This window comes from Mesorhizobium maamorense, assembly GCF_044998965.1.
Classification (GTDB): Bacteria; Pseudomonadota; Alphaproteobacteria; order Rhizobiales; family Rhizobiaceae; genus Mesorhizobium.
Map to the genome: position 1 here is coordinate 1991647 of NZ_CP173356.1, position 13314 is coordinate 2004960.

Consider the following 13314-nt stretch of genomic DNA (forward strand, 5'->3'; position numbering starts at 1 on the left):
GCCCGTCTACACCGCCGGGCCCCGCGCACAGGGTGGCCCTGCGGCTTGAGGTTACGGGGACTTGGCAGCGTAGCCGCTGGGCCTAATCAGCGATCCCTTCGAAGCATCGACCGAAAGGAAAGACGCGGCCGCAGTGTCGCAGGTAAAAATCAGTGATCGGTCGGATCGATCTTCGTCAGGCGCTCTCGCGCTTCGGTGACGCGCCGCTGCGCGGACCTTATCCTGCTGCAAAGCGCGAGATTGATGCCGACGCCACAGTCTCCGTCCAACATTTCTTCCGCCCGCTTGAGGGCGAGTTCCGCTCGGCCAATTCGCTGCCTGGCTTGGGCCAGTTCCATATCCAAGAGTTCGATCATTGTTCCGCTACAGAGTTTGCGGTCCCTTCGGTCGTTAACCCTCCCCGGCCGGGTTTGGTTCCGGGTTGGGGCTCGAGACTCAGGACAGCAGGAGAAAGTCGCCGCTTCGGCACCGACCTCATTGCACGCGAGCCGTGAAGCCGTCACAGGGCCCGGCGGCTCTTGTAGGATTCGGTGGCTGGCTTATGCTGCTGGCGATCGGCCAGGTGTTGTCGCCGCTGCGCACGCTCGCCGACTTGGCCAATTCGGTCGAGGGTTACCGGCAACTCATGCCCCTGCCAAATGGACTGGTTGCGGTGTATAGCGAGGTTGCCCTCAATCTGGCATTTCTGGCGCTTCAACTGGTTGTGCTCATTTCGATGCTGCGGCGAAGCCGACGCTTTCCACAATTGTTTCTGGTTCAGTGGATTGCGATACCGGTTGTGTTCGTCCTGGACACGATCTTGATCTCATCAACTCTGGGCGTCCCGGTGAGCCAGATCCTTGCTGGAGATGCGCTGGCGACACCCGTCCTGTCGTTCATCCTCACCGGGGCTTGGGTCGCCTACGTCTACAAGTCCGTCAGGGTGAAGAACACGTTCGGCGGCGAAGTGGCAGCCGGCCAGGTTGCGACAGCCTCCTAGCGAGAGTCCGCCAGGCTCTCTTCCCATGAGCAGTCCTCTTTCGTCGAAGGCTTCGGAGGACTCCTCAGTCTAGTGGGCGCTGGTTGGCCTACCATCCGGGCGGGCCGCGCGCCGGTTGCGCTGGGCTAAATCGCCTGCAGCGCCGCGCCCGAACTTATCCGCAGTGCAGTATGTTTTCGCCAGATCAAGGGTTGGGTAATTTCGTTTGCCTATGATCACCTGGCAAGCAGGATGGATCGCAAGGCACGTCATGGCCAGTTTGGATGTATGCCATCGGATCAGGATGAGGCTGCTAATCGGTATGCCTCTCGTTGTTGGTGGCGTACTTCTTCGGCACTACAGTTTTCACGCCTTCGAGCTTGTCATATTCGGGTTCTCGATTGCTCTGACCCTTTTCTCGATCTGGCTTGTCTATGTCAGCTGGCCCGGCCGAGAGCAAAGGCTGAAAGATAAGACCAGCGCCGCCTATGCGCGGCCGATCATGGCCTCATTCCTTCTCATTGTGTCTCTCTAGGGCAACTATATCGTTCTGCCTGTCGTGACCGGGTAAGAAAATTGTCCCGGAAGGGGAAACTTACAAGGGCCATACTGGACTCAAGGGAGCTCTAAGGTGGCCTGCCACCCGAAGCTCGAAGAACGAAGGGTGGTGCCCCCGGCAGGAATCGAACCCGCGACCTTCGGTTTACAAAACCGCTGCTCTACCAGCTGAGCTACAAGGGCATGCGGCACCGGTTAGCCATATTTGCGGCGCCAGTAAAGACAAATGTCGGTTTTGAGGCGCTCATGAACGCTGCCGGGCAACAGACACGGCATCCTGAAAACGGCCAATTCGCTTCCTATATCTCTGGCAGGTGCAATCGCTTGGGCGAGGCTGTCGCATGATCAGATTCGTCATCATCCTGCCGATCGTCGTCATAGCCTGGATGCTGCTGGTGAAGCTCATCAGGAACCTCAAGAACGCCAATATCGACTGGACCGGCGTCACCACCATCATCGGCTTCATCGCGCTCGCCTTCTGGCTGCGCCATGTCACGGGCATGGGGTGGTGAATAGTAGTCAGTAGTCAGTAGTCAGTAGTCAGTAGTCAGTAGTCAGTAGTCAGTAGTCAGTAGTCAGTAGTCAGTAGTCAGTAGTCAGTAGTCAGTAGTACTCACTACTCACCACTCACGATTCATCCCATCTCCGGCCTTGCCGAAAAAAATCTCCTCCACCTTTCGAACCTTTTCCCGCGCCGCGCCGACTGATGGTCAGAGGCGAATGGGTCGCCTCGATCAAAAGATCCAGGAGATCATCATGTTCCAGCGCACTCTCGTTTCAGGCCTCGTTGCCATTTTCGTCGCCACCGGCGCGCTCGCCGGCACCGTCGGCACGTCGTCGGCCCACGGCATGCACGGCCACCATCATCACCACAACCATCACAAGAAGCACTTCAAGAAGTTTTGGTGGAAGCACCATAACCATCATTACCACAAGCACGGCAAGGTGATCATCTTTCTTTGATGGAGGGACCCAATTCTCCCGAAAGGGCGGCTTCGGCCGTCCTTTTTCGTTGGGCGAAATGGGACCGGTCATCAATGTCTAGCCAGGCCCTTGCAGGCCGCCGTCAGCACGACCTCCTCGGTTCACGTTCAAAAAAGATTCGAACCTTTTTCTTGTGCCGAACGACAGATGATCAAGAGGCGGATGGGTCGCCTCTCCAAACGAAGCAAGGAGATCATCATGTTCAAGCGCGCACTCGTTTCCAGCCTCATCGCCACCACCGTCGCCGCCACCGCTTTGGTCGGCACCGTTCAGTCCTCGGCGGCTCATTCGCATCACCACCACCATGGCATCGGCATCGGCATTGCCGCCGGCGTCGGCGGTTTTGTCCTGGGCAGCCTGCTTGCCCAGCCCCGCACCGTCTACGTCGACGAGGGCGGCGGCTCGTGGCACGTCCGCCGCTGCTTCGATCGCTATTCGAGCTACGATCCGGACTCCGACACCTACATCGGTTACGACGGCTATCGCCATTACTGCCGTCTCTGAGAGGAGGAGCACCGTTCAGCACCAGAAGAGGGGCTCAGGCGAGCCCCTTTTCTACGCTTGGATGGCGGCACACCTGTTGGATTAGCCGACTTTCACGGAGACGCCTGAACCCTCGGTCATCGGCTTTTGTCGATGCGATCGGCAATGTACAGGCATTTCCCGAAGGCCTAATCTGCTTGGCGATAATCTGCGGGCGATATGGGGGAGGGTGATCCTTGGACGAGCAGGACCCGAAAGAGGAACAGGTCGAGATTATTTTCCGCAACGGCACGGTCCCGGCCGTCGGCATCCTGCTGGCGTTTTCGCTGGGATTCATCACGCATTGGGCCGCCAATCCGATCCCGTGGCAGACCTATCATCTCGTCGCCGTGCTGCCCATCCTGGCCGGCATCGCCTTACAGATGCGGGCACTGTCGCTTCTGCTCGACACAAAGTGCCTGCGGCTGAGCGCCTATGAACGCGCCAACCGCATCTTCATCACCGGCCTCGTCTTCACCGCCTGCGGTGTCGGCATGGCGATCCTGCTCGATTTCTTCGATCTTGCGAGCAGAAGCGCGCTGCCCGGAGCAGGTTGATCATCCGGTTTGCACGCCGCCGATCATCTTGGTCACCTCGGCCGCGGCGCTGTGCACCAGCGGGCCGATCTCGGCCAGCCTCTCAGGCGTAACCCGAACGGTCGGCCCCGACACCGAGACACCGCCGATCGGCTCGCCGAATTCGTTGAAGATGGCTGATGCCACGCAGCGCATGCCTGGGTGCCGTTCCTCGTCGTCGACCGACCAGCCGCGCAGCTTGATCGTCGCGAGATCATGCGCGAGGGCAGGGATGTCGGACAGCGTCCTGTCGGTAAAGCGCTGCAGGCCGGCCTTGCGCAGGATGGCTCCGACGCGCTCCGGCTCGAGATGGGCCAGCACCGCCTTGCCGATGCCGGATGCGTGAAAAGGGCTGCGCGTGCCCGGTCGGAAGAAGGCGCGGATCGCCTGGTGCGTCTCGACCTGGCTGACGAAGACCACGCAATCGTCCTCGGCGACGCCGAGATTGGCGGTCTCGCCGGTTTTCTCCATCAGCTCCTGCATGACGATGCGCGCGCGGTCGACCAGCTTGCGGCGGCGCAGGAACGCCGCGCCCATCCGGTAGGTCTCGACGCCGATCGACCAAAGCTGGTCCGAACTGTCGAACTCGACCATGCCGTGGTTTTCGAGCGTCGTCAGCATGCGGTAGGCGGTAGAGGCAGCCAGGCCGCTTTGCGCGGATATCTCGCTCAGCGACAGGCCGCTGCCTTCGGCAACGATGGCCAGGATGCGCAAGGCCCGGTCCAACGACTGCACCGAAGCCGCTTCCGACGGGCCGTTGAAGGCGCGCGGCCGGCCGCGCTGGCGTTTTTCGGCGGTTTCCATCACGCCATCATGCCCGATTTTCCCGAATGGACAATGAAAAAGTTTTTCACTCTTCTGCATTGCCATTTTTTGGAAAACAAAAAGAGAAAGGAAATCAATTGGCAACGGCAGCTTCCTAGAAATGAAAAAATATTCTGAAAAAATTGAAAAATAGGCCGCTTGCTGACATTCTCGGTCATCCAACAATCACAACCCTGTGGAGGGCCGGAACAATGGCCAGGATGCGCGCTGTCGACGCTGCGGTTCTCGTTTTCGAAAAGGAAGGCATCGCCTGCGCCTTCGGCGTGCCGGGAGCGGCGATCAATCCGCTCTACTCGGCCCTGAAGGCGAGGGGCACGATCCGCCATGTGCTGGCCCGTCATGTCGAGGGCGCCTCGCACATGGCCGAAGGCTTCACCAGGGCCAAGGCAGGCAATATCGGGCTCTGCATCGGCACGTCAGGCCCGGCCGGCACCGACATGATCACCGGGCTCTACTCGGCCGCAGCCGATTCCATCCCGATCCTCTGCATCACCGGCCAGGCGCCGCGGGCGCGGCTGAACAAGGAGGATTTCCAGGCCGTCGACATCGCCGCTATCGCGTCGCCCGTCGCCAAATGGGCGGTCACCGTCATGGAGCCTTATCTCGTGCCGATGGCGCTGCAGAAGGCATTCCACCTGATGAGGTCTTCGCGCCCGGGACCGGTGCTGATCGACCTGCCGGTCGACGTCCAATTGGCTGAGATCGAGTTCGACATCGACACCTATGAGCCGCTCGCGCCGTTCAAGCCGGCGATGACGCGCGCCCAGGCCGAGAAGGCGCTGGCGATACTCAACGCCGCCGAAAAGCCGCTGATCGTCGCCGGCGGCGGCATCATCAATGCCGATGCGTCGGACCTGTTGATCGAGTTCGCCGAAATCACGGGCGTGCCGGTTATCCCGACGCTGATGGGCTGGGGCGCGATCCCCGACGATCATCGGCTGATGGCGGGCATGTGCGGGCTGCAGACATCGCACCGCTACGGCAATGCGACGATGCTCGAGGCCGACTTCGTGTTCGGCATCGGCAACCGCTGGGCCAACCGCCACACCGGTTCGGTCAATGTCTACACCAAGGGAAAAAAGTTCATCCATGTCGACATCGAGCCGACGCAGATCGGCCGCGTGTTCGCACCTGATCTCGGCGTCGTCTCGGATGCGGGCGCCGCACTGAAGATACTGCTCGACGTCGCCACCGAGTGGAAAACGGCCGGAAGACTGCGCGACTGGTCGGGCTGGGCGAAGGAATGCCAAGGCCGCAAGAAGACCATGAAGCGCAAGACGCATTTCGACCAGGTGCCGCTGAAGCCGCAGCGCGTCTATGAGGAGATGAACAAGGCGTTCGGGCGCGACGTCACCTACGTAACCACGATCGGCCTGTCGCAGATCGCCGGCGCGCAGTTCCTGCATGTCTACAAGCCGCGCAACTGGATCAATTGCGGCCAGGCCGGCCCGCTCGGCTGGACACTGCCGGCAGCCCTTGGCGTGCGCGCCGCCGATCCCGACCGCACCATCGTGGCGCTGTCGGGCGACTATGACTTCCAGTTCATGATCGAAGAACTGGCGGTCGGCGCGCAGCACAGGCTGCCCTACATCCACGTCGTCGTGAACAATGCCTATCTCGGCCTGATCCGCCAGGCGCAGCGCGGCTTCTCGATGGATTACGAGGTCAGCCTTGCTTTCGAGAATATCAACCGATCGGACGATCCCGAGGCCGGCTACGGCGTCGACCACGTCGCTGTTGCCGAGGCGATGGGCTGCAAGGCGGTCAGGGTGCGCAAACCGGAAGAATTCGCCGGTGCCTTCAAGGAGGCGCAGCGGCTGATGAAGGAGCATCAGGTTCCCGTAGTGCTCGAATTCATCCTCGAACGCGTCACCAATATCTCGATGGGCACCGAGATCGACAAGATCACCGAATTCGAAGACCTTACCGAACATCAAGAGGATGCCCCGACAGCGATCGTCATGCTCGACTAGGACGGAAGAAGGACAAAAAGAATGCCGCGTTTTTCAGCCAATCTTTCGATGCTCTTTGGCGAGCATGACTTCCTCGAACGTTTTGACGCAGCTGCCCGCGCGGGCTTCAAAGGCGTTGAATATATAGGCCCCTACGACCATGCGCCCGAGGTGGTGGCCGCGCGGCTGAAGAAGAACGGTCTGACGCAGGTGCTGTTCAACCTGCCGGCCGGCGACTGGGGCAAGGGCGAGCGCGGTATCGCAGTGCTGCCGGACCGAGTGCCGGAATTCCGCCAGGGCATCGCCAAGGCGATCGCCTACGCGCAGGCGCTCGGCTGCTCACAGGTCAATTGCCTGGCAGGCATCGCGCCCGCCGGCGTCGACCGCAAGGTGCTCGAGGATGTGTTTGCCGAGAACCTCGCCTTCGCGGCGGAGAAACTGGAGCAGGCCGGCATCAGGCTGCTGATCGAGCCGATCAACACGCGCGACATTCCAGGCTTCTTCCTCAACTATTCCGACCAGGCGCTGGCGCTGATCGACCGCGTCAGCTCGAAGAACCTGTTCCTGCAATACGACATCTACCACATGCAGATCATGGAGGGGGATCTCGCCCGTACCATCGAGGCAAACCTCGGCCGCATCGCGCATATCCAGCTTGCGGACAATCCCGGCCGTCACGAGCCGGGGACGGGCGAGATCAACTATCCCTTCCTGTACGAGCATATCGACCGCATTGGTTATTCCGGCTGGGTCGGCGCGGAATACAAGCCGAAGGCCGGAACTGAGCAAGGGTTGGGGTGGTTCCGGGAACTGGCCGGGCAGGGAAGCGCGGCGGCTTAGCTGTCGAAATCGAACTCGCGTTCCTTCACGCCCTCCTCTGGCCTGTCGGCCATCTCCCCCACCAAGGGCGGAGGTTGGATGTCACCGGCGGCTTCGCTAAATTTTGAACCGGGAAAGTTGGGGCCAGCGCCGAAACTGCCAATCTCCCCACCTGTGGGGGAGATGGCCGGCAGGCCAGAGGGGGGCGTGAAGGAACGCAACCTCAACAAGACGGAGAACCACAATGGAAACCATCGGCTTCATCGGCCTTGGCATCATGGGCGCGCCGATGGCGGGACATTTGCTGGACGCCGGCTACACGGTGATCGCCAGCGACCACCGCTCCAGGCCACAGGCCGAACTGGTGGCCAAGGGACTGAAAACTGTCACCGGCCATGCCGCCGTGGCGAAGGCCGCCGATATCATCATCACCATGGTACCCGACACACCGCAGGTGGCCGAGGTGCTGTTCGGCGACAACGGCGTCGCATCAGGTCTTTCCAAAGGCAAATTGGCCATCGACATGAGCTCGATCTCACCGATCGAGACCAAGGTCTTCGCCAAAAAAATCAACGAACTGGGCTGCGACTATCTCGATGCGCCGGTCTCGGGCGGCGAGGTGGGAGCCAAGGCCGCATCGCTCACCATCATGGTCGGCGGCGAGGAGAGGGCGTTCGAGCGCGCCAGGCCCGTTTTCGAGAAGATGGGCAAGAACATCACCCTGGTCGGACCGAACGGCGTCGGCCAGACCACCAAGGTCGCCAACCAGATCGTCGTCGCGCTGACCATTGAAGCCGTCGCCGAAGCGCTTGTTTTTGCTTCAAAAGCCGGCGCCGACCCCGCCAAGGTCAGGCAGGCGCTGATGGGCGGGTTGGCCGCCTCGCGCATCCTCGAAGTGCATGGCGAACGCATGGTCAGGCGCACCTTCGCGCCGGGTTTCCGCATCGAACTGCACCAGAAGGATCTCAACCTCGCCCTGGAAGGCGCAAGGGCGCTCGGCGTCTCCCTGCCCAACACGTCGACCACCCAGCAACTGTTCAATTCCTGCACGGCCAATGGCGGCGCCAGGGAGGATCACTCGGCCCTGGTCAGGGCGCTGGAGCGGATGGCCGGGCATGAGGTAGGGCAGTAGGGCAGTGGGAGCCGCCCGTTCCGGCCGATTTGGAAACCCTACTGCCGTACTGCCCTACTGCCTCAAGAATTTCCGTGCCGCATAAAGGCTTACCGCCGCCGCGTTCGACACGTTGAGCGAGCGGATCGCGCCGGGCATGTCGAGGCGGGCCAGTGTCGTCACCGTCTCGCGCGTCTTCTGGCGCAAGCCCTTGCCTTCCGCGCCCAGCACCAGGGCAAGCTTGTCGCCGGCAAAGCTCGTTTCGAGTTCGGCCGGGCCGTCCGAATCGAGACCGATTGTCTGAAAGCCGGCCTCATGCAGTTGCGCGAGCGCGTCGGCCAGGTTCTTGACCTCGATCTGGTCGATATGTTCGAGCGCGCCCGAGGCGGATTTCGCCAGCACGCCCGATTCCTGCGGGCTGTGGCGCGCCGTGGTGATCAGCGCGCCGGCATCGAAGGCGACCGCCGAGCGCAGGATGGCGCCGACATTGTGCGGATCGGTGATCTGGTCGAGCACCAGCACCAGCTTTGTATCGCCGAGAGCGTCGAGTCGCTTGGGCTTCAGCGGCTCGGCCTCGATCAACACGCCTTGATGCACGGCATCCGAACCCGTGATCTTGTCGATGTCCCTGGGTTCGACCAACTCCGCCTTGAAGGGCAGGGCCGCGAGGTCGGCCAGTCCCAGCCGCTCGGCGGCATTGCGCGTCACCAGCATTTTCCGGATCTTGCGGCGCGGATTGTCGAGCGCCGCGCGCACCGTATGCAGGCCATAGAGCCGCACCAGCCCGTCGGCTGCGTTCTCGCCCGGCGGCATGGGCTGGCGCGGCCGGAATGCCGGCGCGCCGCCGCTCTTTTCGTCGCGGTGTGCACGACGCAGCTTGGCGTAGTGGGTGTCTTTCGGGGTGCCGGTCTTGTTGCTCATGGCCGGCTTCTATAGCGGTCTCCGGCGGCCAGGGATATGGCCCGTCGCCGCAGCCGGCGAACAACATCGAAAAACCCTTCCCACGCGGTTGACACCCACTGGCCTTGCCGCCATAAGGCGCTTCGCTGATTTCGGAGAAGTGATACTCGGGTCCGGATCGGCAAGAATGCCTCGTTGCATGGCTCCGGCGGCAGACTGGAGAGGTGCCCGAGTGGTTAAAGGGGACGGACTGTAAATCCGTTGGCTTAGCCTACGTTGGTTCGAATCCAACCCTCTCCACCACTGCCGGCCCGGAAGCCCTGAAACGTGAAAGCATCGGAGGCGAAAAGCGCATGGCGCTTTTCCGTGGAATCCGGTACTTCAGTGCACGGCGCGGGTATAGCTCAGTGGTAGAGCAGCAGCCTTCCAAGCTGAATATGCGGGTTCGATTCCGCTACCCGCTCCAGATTTCCAACCCCATGCCATCGGTAAGCTGAAACGCTGCACGGCCAGGTCGCGCAGCGCTGCAGAGGATGGCAGTCCGCTCGCTTCAGCTGTTGAAGGCCGACGCGACCTGGTGTTGCTGGGGCACTTGGCCGTTCGGCGTCAGCTTGTCGACGATGCCAGGCAAGGCCGTGCTCAATTGCTTGAGCAGTTCCTGCTCGTCGAGTCCCGTCCGTTGCGCGATCTCGCGGATGACCTGCGGTCCGATCGCGTTGCCCAGGTCGTTGGCGTTGATCGGCTGGTTCTGGCCGGTGCCGACCCAGGAATCAGCGACGTTGCCGTGGCCGGAGTTCTTCAATTTGTCGAGCAGGCCGCCCAGTCCGCCAAGCAGGCCGCCATCGCCGGCCGTGGTTTCACTGGGCTCGGCCGGTACGGGAGCTTGGGGTTGCTCCGGCTGTTCGGCACTCCTGCCGCTCAGCATCTTTCCGACCAGCAGCGCGCCGAGCGCGATCATCAGGGGTTTGGTGATGTTGCCGCCCGGAACGGCATTGTCAAACAGTCCCATCGTGGATCTCCTTGTCAACCAAGCCCGTCCCATCTTCACAATGACGCAATCGGGCGGAATTTCAAGCTGGCTTGAGCTTTTGACAATCATATGAAAATGATGGACGCGGCAGGGGATTGGAGAGGAAAAATGTCAATCATCAGCTGGATTATTCTGGGCGTCATCGCCGGCTTTCTTGGCAGCAAGATCGTCAACAAGAGCGGCCAGGGCATGATCATGGATATCGTGCTCGGCATTGTCGGCGCCATTGTCGGCGGCCTGATCTTCAGCGCTTTCGGCGCGTCGGGCGTGACCGGTCTCAACATATACAGCCTGATCGTCGCGGTGGTGGGCGCCGTGGTCGTGTTGTGGGCCTACCACCAGTTCGCCGGCAAGCGGACTATTTAGCACCAGTCCCATTCCGAAGGTTCGGGATGGGATTTTATCCGTTCGCTTGTCCATGACCTTTCCCGAAACCGGATCCCGCCTTTCGGGTCATGCGCCGTCGTCTGTCCATCATCGGCGGTGTTTGCCACCGCGGAGCGCTGTCTGGCGCGCCCTATCCGACCCTCTTGAGGATCTCGCGGGCAGCGTGTTGAGCTTTGCGGCGAGACCCCCGGCGATGATCGGCCGCAACTGGAGCCGACTTAGGCGACGACAGTCAGCCGGCGCTTGCGCTGGTCGAGCGAGACGATGGCCAATCCGCTGCCGACAACCAGAAGGATGCCGCAAATCGCCAGCGCGTTTGGGAATTGTCCGAACACCAGCAGGCCCGAAATCATCGCCCAGACGGTGAAGCAGTAGTAGAACGGCGCCACCGCGCTGGTCGGTCCGACGCGATAGGCCATGAAGATGAAGAAATGGCCGAAGATCAGGAAGAACCCGGCTCCGGCCATGAGCAGCAAATGATGTGCTCCGGGCATGATCCAGCGCTCTGAAACCAGGTGTGCCGCACCGGCGCCGATCAGCACCACGACGACGGCGGAAATCGCCACGATCATTCCCGGCACCTCGGCCGGAACCCGCCTGCCGGTGAGATCGCGCGCGGCAGACAATGCCGCATTGCCGAGCGCCAGCAAGGCGTAGACCGAGATGCCCTGCATGGTCGGTTGCGCCACCATCAGCGCGCCGATGAAGCCGAGCCCGATCAGCGCCATGCGCTGGCCGCCGATGCGCTCGCCGAACAGGATGGAGGAGCCGACCAGCATCAAGAGCGGCGTGACCTGTCCGAGCGCGGTGGAATCGGCGATCTGCATGTTGGCGAGCGCCACGACGTAACAAAGGATGGCGGCCAGTTCGAGCAGGTTGCGGTGCAGCACGCGCTTGTCGAAGATCAGCGGGATCTGCTTGCCATAACCGAGCGCAAACAGCAGCGGAAAGCCCCAGAGCGCTGCCGCTGCGCCGCGCAGGAACAGCACTTCATAGGACGGCAGGCCCGCCGTGGCGAGCTTCATCATCGTATCGTTGACGAGATACGACCCGGTCGAGACGATCATGAACAGGGGGCCGCGAACGGCTGTCGGGATGAAATGCATCGGTGCAGGAAATCAGAGCGGGAACACCGCCGCAATGGGCCATGAAGCGCCGACAAATCCGACAGCGACCGACGAGCGGGAGACCGGCGCCATTGCGCCGGGGTTTTAGGCCATTCCATTTCGCGCGGCACGTTCCTATATCAGCGTCATATCCCCGCAATCGGATCACGGGTTCGGACCGAGTGAGAAGGCGCCCGGGCAAAAGACGCTTGTGTTTTTTGGCCTTTGTCGCTAATCGCCCCGCATTCGACTGAACTGAAGGTCCAGGCCGTCCAAGGAAAGAGACTATGGCAAAAGGTAAATTCGAGCGCACCAAGCCGCATGTGAACATCGGCACGATTGGCCACGTTGATCATGGCAAGACGTCTTTGACGGCAGCGATCACCAAGTATTTTGGCGAATACAAGCGCTATGACCAGATTGACGCGGCGCCGGAAGAGAAGGCGCGCGGCATCACGATTTCGACGGCTCACGTCGAGTACGAGACGGAGAACCGCCACTACGCCCACGTCGACTGCCCCGGCCACGCCGACTATGTGAAGAACATGATCACCGGTGCCGCGCAGATGGACGGCGCGATCCTGGTTGTGTCGGCCGCCGACGGCCCGATGCCGCAGACGCGCGAGCACATCCTTTTGGCCCGCCAGGTCGGCGTACCGTCGATCGTGGTGTTCTTGAACAAGGTCGACCAGGTCGACGATGCCGAGCTGCTTGAGCTGGTCGAGCTCGAGGTTCGCGAATTGCTGACCAAGAACGAGTTCCCCGGCGACGACATTCCGATCGTCAAGGGTTCGGCGCTGGCGGCTCTTGAAGATTCGGACAAGAAGATCGGCGAGGACGCGATCCGCGAGCTGATGGCTCAGGTCGACGCCTACATCCCGACGCCGGTTCGTCCGCTCGACAAGCCGTTCCTGATGCCGATCGAGGACGTGTTCTCGATCTCGGGCCGCGGCACGGTCGTGACCGGTCGCGTCGAGCGCGGCGTGGTCAAGGTCGGCGAGGAGCTGGAGATCATCGGCATCCGTCCGACCACCAAGACGACCTGCACGGGCGTGGAGATGTTCCGCAAGCTGCTCGACCAGGGCCAGGCGGGCGACAACATCGGCGCGCTGCTGCGCGGCGTCGACCGTGAAGGTGTCGAGCGCGGCCAGGTTCTGGCCAAGCCCGGTTCGGTGAAGCCGCACAAGAAGTTCGTGGCCGAAGCCTACATCCTGACCAAGGACGAGGGTGGCCGTCACACGCCGTTCTTCACCAACTACCGTCCGCAGTTCTACTTCCGCACCACCGACGTGACCGGCATCGTGTCGCTGCCGGCCGGCACCGAGATGGTGATGCCTGGCGACAACATCACGGTCGACGTCGAGCTGATCGTGCCGATCGCCATGGAAGAGAAGCTGCGCTTCGCCATCCGTGAAGGCGGCCGCACCGTCGGTGCCGGCATCGTCGTCACCATCAAAGAGTAATCGACACCGGCATCAGCCGGATCGAGAAGGAAGGGCGGTCCTCGGGCCGCCCTTTTTGTCGGCGACCGAAGGTCAGCGTTGGCATGCAGGGGCCGACACGCGGTCGAACGGTAGCCGCGTCATC

Annotated in this window: 15 protein-coding genes and 3 tRNA genes; 12 read left to right on the plus strand and 6 right to left on the minus strand. The window is 61.8% G+C overall.

From position 1 onward, the window contains the following. Nucleotides 1–149: 149 nt before the first annotated feature. Nucleotides 150–356, minus strand: coding sequence for a hypothetical protein (locus ACIU1A_RS10280; protein WP_140522156.1), 207 nt, complete (start codon nucleotides 354–356; stop codon nucleotides 150–152). A gap of 134 nt (nucleotides 357–490) precedes the next feature. Here ACIU1A_RS10280 and ACIU1A_RS10285 point away from each other — a divergent pair, with 134 nt between their 5' ends. Next, nucleotides 491–979, plus strand: coding sequence for a DUF2569 domain-containing protein (locus tag ACIU1A_RS10285; RefSeq protein ID WP_404927244.1), 489 nt, complete (start codon nucleotides 491–493; stop codon nucleotides 977–979). 644 nt (nucleotides 980–1623) lie between these two features. Here ACIU1A_RS10285 and ACIU1A_RS10290 read toward each other — a convergent pair. Further along, nucleotides 1624–1699: transfer RNA gene (locus ACIU1A_RS10290), tRNA-Thr, on the minus strand. 158 nt (nucleotides 1700–1857) lie between these two features. Here ACIU1A_RS10290 and ACIU1A_RS10295 point away from each other — a divergent pair. The 4 genes from ACIU1A_RS10295 to ACIU1A_RS10310 all read left to right on the plus strand — a co-directional run bounded on the left by ACIU1A_RS10295 (nucleotide 1858) and on the right by ACIU1A_RS10310 (nucleotide 3579). Further along, nucleotides 1858–2028, plus strand: a complete 171-nt coding sequence (locus tag ACIU1A_RS10295) for a hypothetical protein (RefSeq protein WP_140517626.1) — start codon at nucleotides 1858–1860, stop codon at nucleotides 2026–2028. 244 nt (nucleotides 2029–2272) lie between these two features. Next, nucleotides 2273–2479, plus strand: coding sequence for a hypothetical protein (locus tag ACIU1A_RS10300; protein ID WP_140493585.1), 207 nt, complete (start codon nucleotides 2273–2275; stop codon nucleotides 2477–2479). A gap of 219 nt (nucleotides 2480–2698) precedes the next feature. After that, nucleotides 2699–3004 (plus strand): BA14K family protein, encoded by a 306-nt coding sequence (locus tag ACIU1A_RS10305; protein ID WP_140558701.1) that lies wholly within the window; start codon nucleotides 2699–2701, stop codon nucleotides 3002–3004. 215 nt (nucleotides 3005–3219) lie between these two features. Further along, nucleotides 3220–3579 (plus strand): hypothetical protein, encoded by a 360-nt coding sequence (locus ACIU1A_RS10310; protein ID WP_404927245.1) that lies wholly within the window; start codon nucleotides 3220–3222, stop codon nucleotides 3577–3579. Here ACIU1A_RS10310 and bhcR read toward each other — a convergent pair whose 3' ends face one another. After that, nucleotides 3580–4401 (minus strand): HTH-type transcriptional regulator BhcR, encoded by an 822-nt coding sequence (bhcR, locus tag ACIU1A_RS10315; protein ID WP_140517623.1) that lies wholly within the window; start codon nucleotides 4399–4401, stop codon nucleotides 3580–3582. A gap of 212 nt (nucleotides 4402–4613) precedes the next feature. Here bhcR and gcl point away from each other — a divergent pair, with 212 nt between their 5' ends. The 3 genes from gcl (at nucleotide 4614) to ACIU1A_RS10330 (ending at nucleotide 8325) form a co-directional block, all read left to right on the plus strand. Next, nucleotides 4614–6395: a glyoxylate carboligase gene (gene gcl, locus ACIU1A_RS10320; RefSeq protein WP_404927246.1), complete on the plus strand. Its 1782-nt coding sequence runs from the start codon at nucleotides 4614–4616 to the stop codon at nucleotides 6393–6395. A gap of 21 nt (nucleotides 6396–6416) precedes the next feature. Beyond that, entirely contained in the window at nucleotides 6417–7214 is a 798-nt protein-coding gene (gene otnI, locus ACIU1A_RS10325; protein WP_140561035.1) for a 2-oxo-tetronate isomerase, read from the plus strand. A 223-nt stretch (nucleotides 7215–7437) separates the two neighbouring features. Further along, complete coding sequence (locus ACIU1A_RS10330) at nucleotides 7438–8325, plus strand: 2-hydroxy-3-oxopropionate reductase (protein WP_140558704.1); 888 nt, start codon at nucleotides 7438–7440, stop codon at nucleotides 8323–8325. Nucleotides 8326–8379: 54 nt separating this feature from the next. On the opposite strand, the gene ACIU1A_RS10335 is transcribed toward ACIU1A_RS10330, so the two are convergent. Continuing rightward, nucleotides 8380–9225, minus strand: coding sequence for an RNA methyltransferase (locus tag ACIU1A_RS10335; RefSeq protein WP_140880444.1), 846 nt, complete (start codon nucleotides 9223–9225; stop codon nucleotides 8380–8382). A gap of 197 nt (nucleotides 9226–9422) precedes the next feature. On the opposite strand from ACIU1A_RS10335, the gene ACIU1A_RS10340 reads away from it, so the two are divergent. Together ACIU1A_RS10340 and ACIU1A_RS10345 are read left to right on the plus strand one after the other, a co-directional pair. Next, a tRNA-Tyr gene (locus ACIU1A_RS10340) sits at nucleotides 9423–9507 on the plus strand. Between the two features lie 90 nt (nucleotides 9508–9597). Further along, nucleotides 9598–9670: transfer RNA gene (locus ACIU1A_RS10345), tRNA-Gly, on the plus strand. A gap of 84 nt (nucleotides 9671–9754) precedes the next feature. On the opposite strand, the gene ACIU1A_RS10350 is transcribed toward ACIU1A_RS10345, so the two are convergent. Beyond that, nucleotides 9755–10213 (minus strand): YidB family protein, encoded by a 459-nt coding sequence (locus ACIU1A_RS10350; protein WP_140493557.1) that lies wholly within the window; start codon nucleotides 10211–10213, stop codon nucleotides 9755–9757. A 129-nt stretch (nucleotides 10214–10342) separates the two neighbouring features. On the opposite strand from ACIU1A_RS10350, the gene ACIU1A_RS10355 reads away from it, so the two are divergent. Further along, nucleotides 10343–10600, plus strand: coding sequence for a GlsB/YeaQ/YmgE family stress response membrane protein (locus ACIU1A_RS10355; RefSeq protein WP_140493554.1), 258 nt, complete (start codon nucleotides 10343–10345; stop codon nucleotides 10598–10600). A 239-nt stretch (nucleotides 10601–10839) separates the two neighbouring features. Here the strand turns inward: ACIU1A_RS10355 and ACIU1A_RS10360 are convergent, their stop codons facing one another. Next, nucleotides 10840–11727, minus strand: a complete 888-nt coding sequence (locus ACIU1A_RS10360; RefSeq protein ID WP_140517617.1) for a DMT family transporter — start codon at nucleotides 11725–11727, stop codon at nucleotides 10840–10842. 287 nt (nucleotides 11728–12014) lie between these two features. Between ACIU1A_RS10360 and tuf the strand changes: the two genes are divergently transcribed. Beyond that, complete coding sequence (gene tuf / locus ACIU1A_RS10365; protein ID WP_140515452.1) at nucleotides 12015–13190, plus strand: elongation factor Tu; 1176 nt, start codon at nucleotides 12015–12017, stop codon at nucleotides 13188–13190. The last annotated feature ends 124 nt before the right edge of the window (nucleotides 13191–13314 follow it).

Bases quoted from the DNA above. Each gene is read 5' to 3' on its own strand.
- ACIU1A_RS10280 (WP_140522156.1), bottom strand. From the start codon at position 356: ATGATCGAACTCTTGGATATGGAACTGGCCCAAGCCAGGCAGCGAATT.
- bhcR (WP_140517623.1), bottom strand. From the start codon at position 4,401: ATGGAAACCGCCGAAAAACGCCAGCGCGGCCGGCCGCGCGCCTTCAAC.
- tuf (WP_140515452.1), top strand. From the start codon at position 12,015: ATGGCAAAAGGTAAATTCGAGCGCACCAAGCCGCATGTGAACATCGGC.
- ACIU1A_RS10350 (WP_140493557.1), bottom strand. From the start codon at position 10,213: ATGGGACTGTTTGACAATGCCGTTCCGGGCGGCAACATCACCAAACCC.
- ACIU1A_RS10305 (WP_140558701.1), top strand. From the start codon at position 2,699: ATGTTCAAGCGCGCACTCGTTTCCAGCCTCATCGCCACCACCGTCGCC.
- ACIU1A_RS10360 (WP_140517617.1), bottom strand. From the start codon at position 11,727: ATGCATTTCATCCCGACAGCCGTTCGCGGCCCCCTGTTCATGATCGTC.
- ACIU1A_RS10355 (WP_140493554.1), top strand. From the start codon at position 10,343: ATGTCAATCATCAGCTGGATTATTCTGGGCGTCATCGCCGGCTTTCTT.
- ACIU1A_RS10330 (WP_140558704.1), top strand. From the start codon at position 7,438: ATGGAAACCATCGGCTTCATCGGCCTTGGCATCATGGGCGCGCCGATG.
- ACIU1A_RS10300 (WP_140493585.1), top strand. From the start codon at position 2,273: ATGTTCCAGCGCACTCTCGTTTCAGGCCTCGTTGCCATTTTCGTCGCC.
- ACIU1A_RS10335 (WP_140880444.1), bottom strand. From the start codon at position 9,225: ATGAGCAACAAGACCGGCACCCCGAAAGACACCCACTACGCCAAGCTG.
- ACIU1A_RS10295 (WP_140517626.1), top strand. From the start codon at position 1,858: ATGATCAGATTCGTCATCATCCTGCCGATCGTCGTCATAGCCTGGATG.
- otnI (WP_140561035.1), top strand. From the start codon at position 6,417: ATGCCGCGTTTTTCAGCCAATCTTTCGATGCTCTTTGGCGAGCATGAC.
- gcl (WP_404927246.1), top strand. From the start codon at position 4,614: ATGGCCAGGATGCGCGCTGTCGACGCTGCGGTTCTCGTTTTCGAAAAG.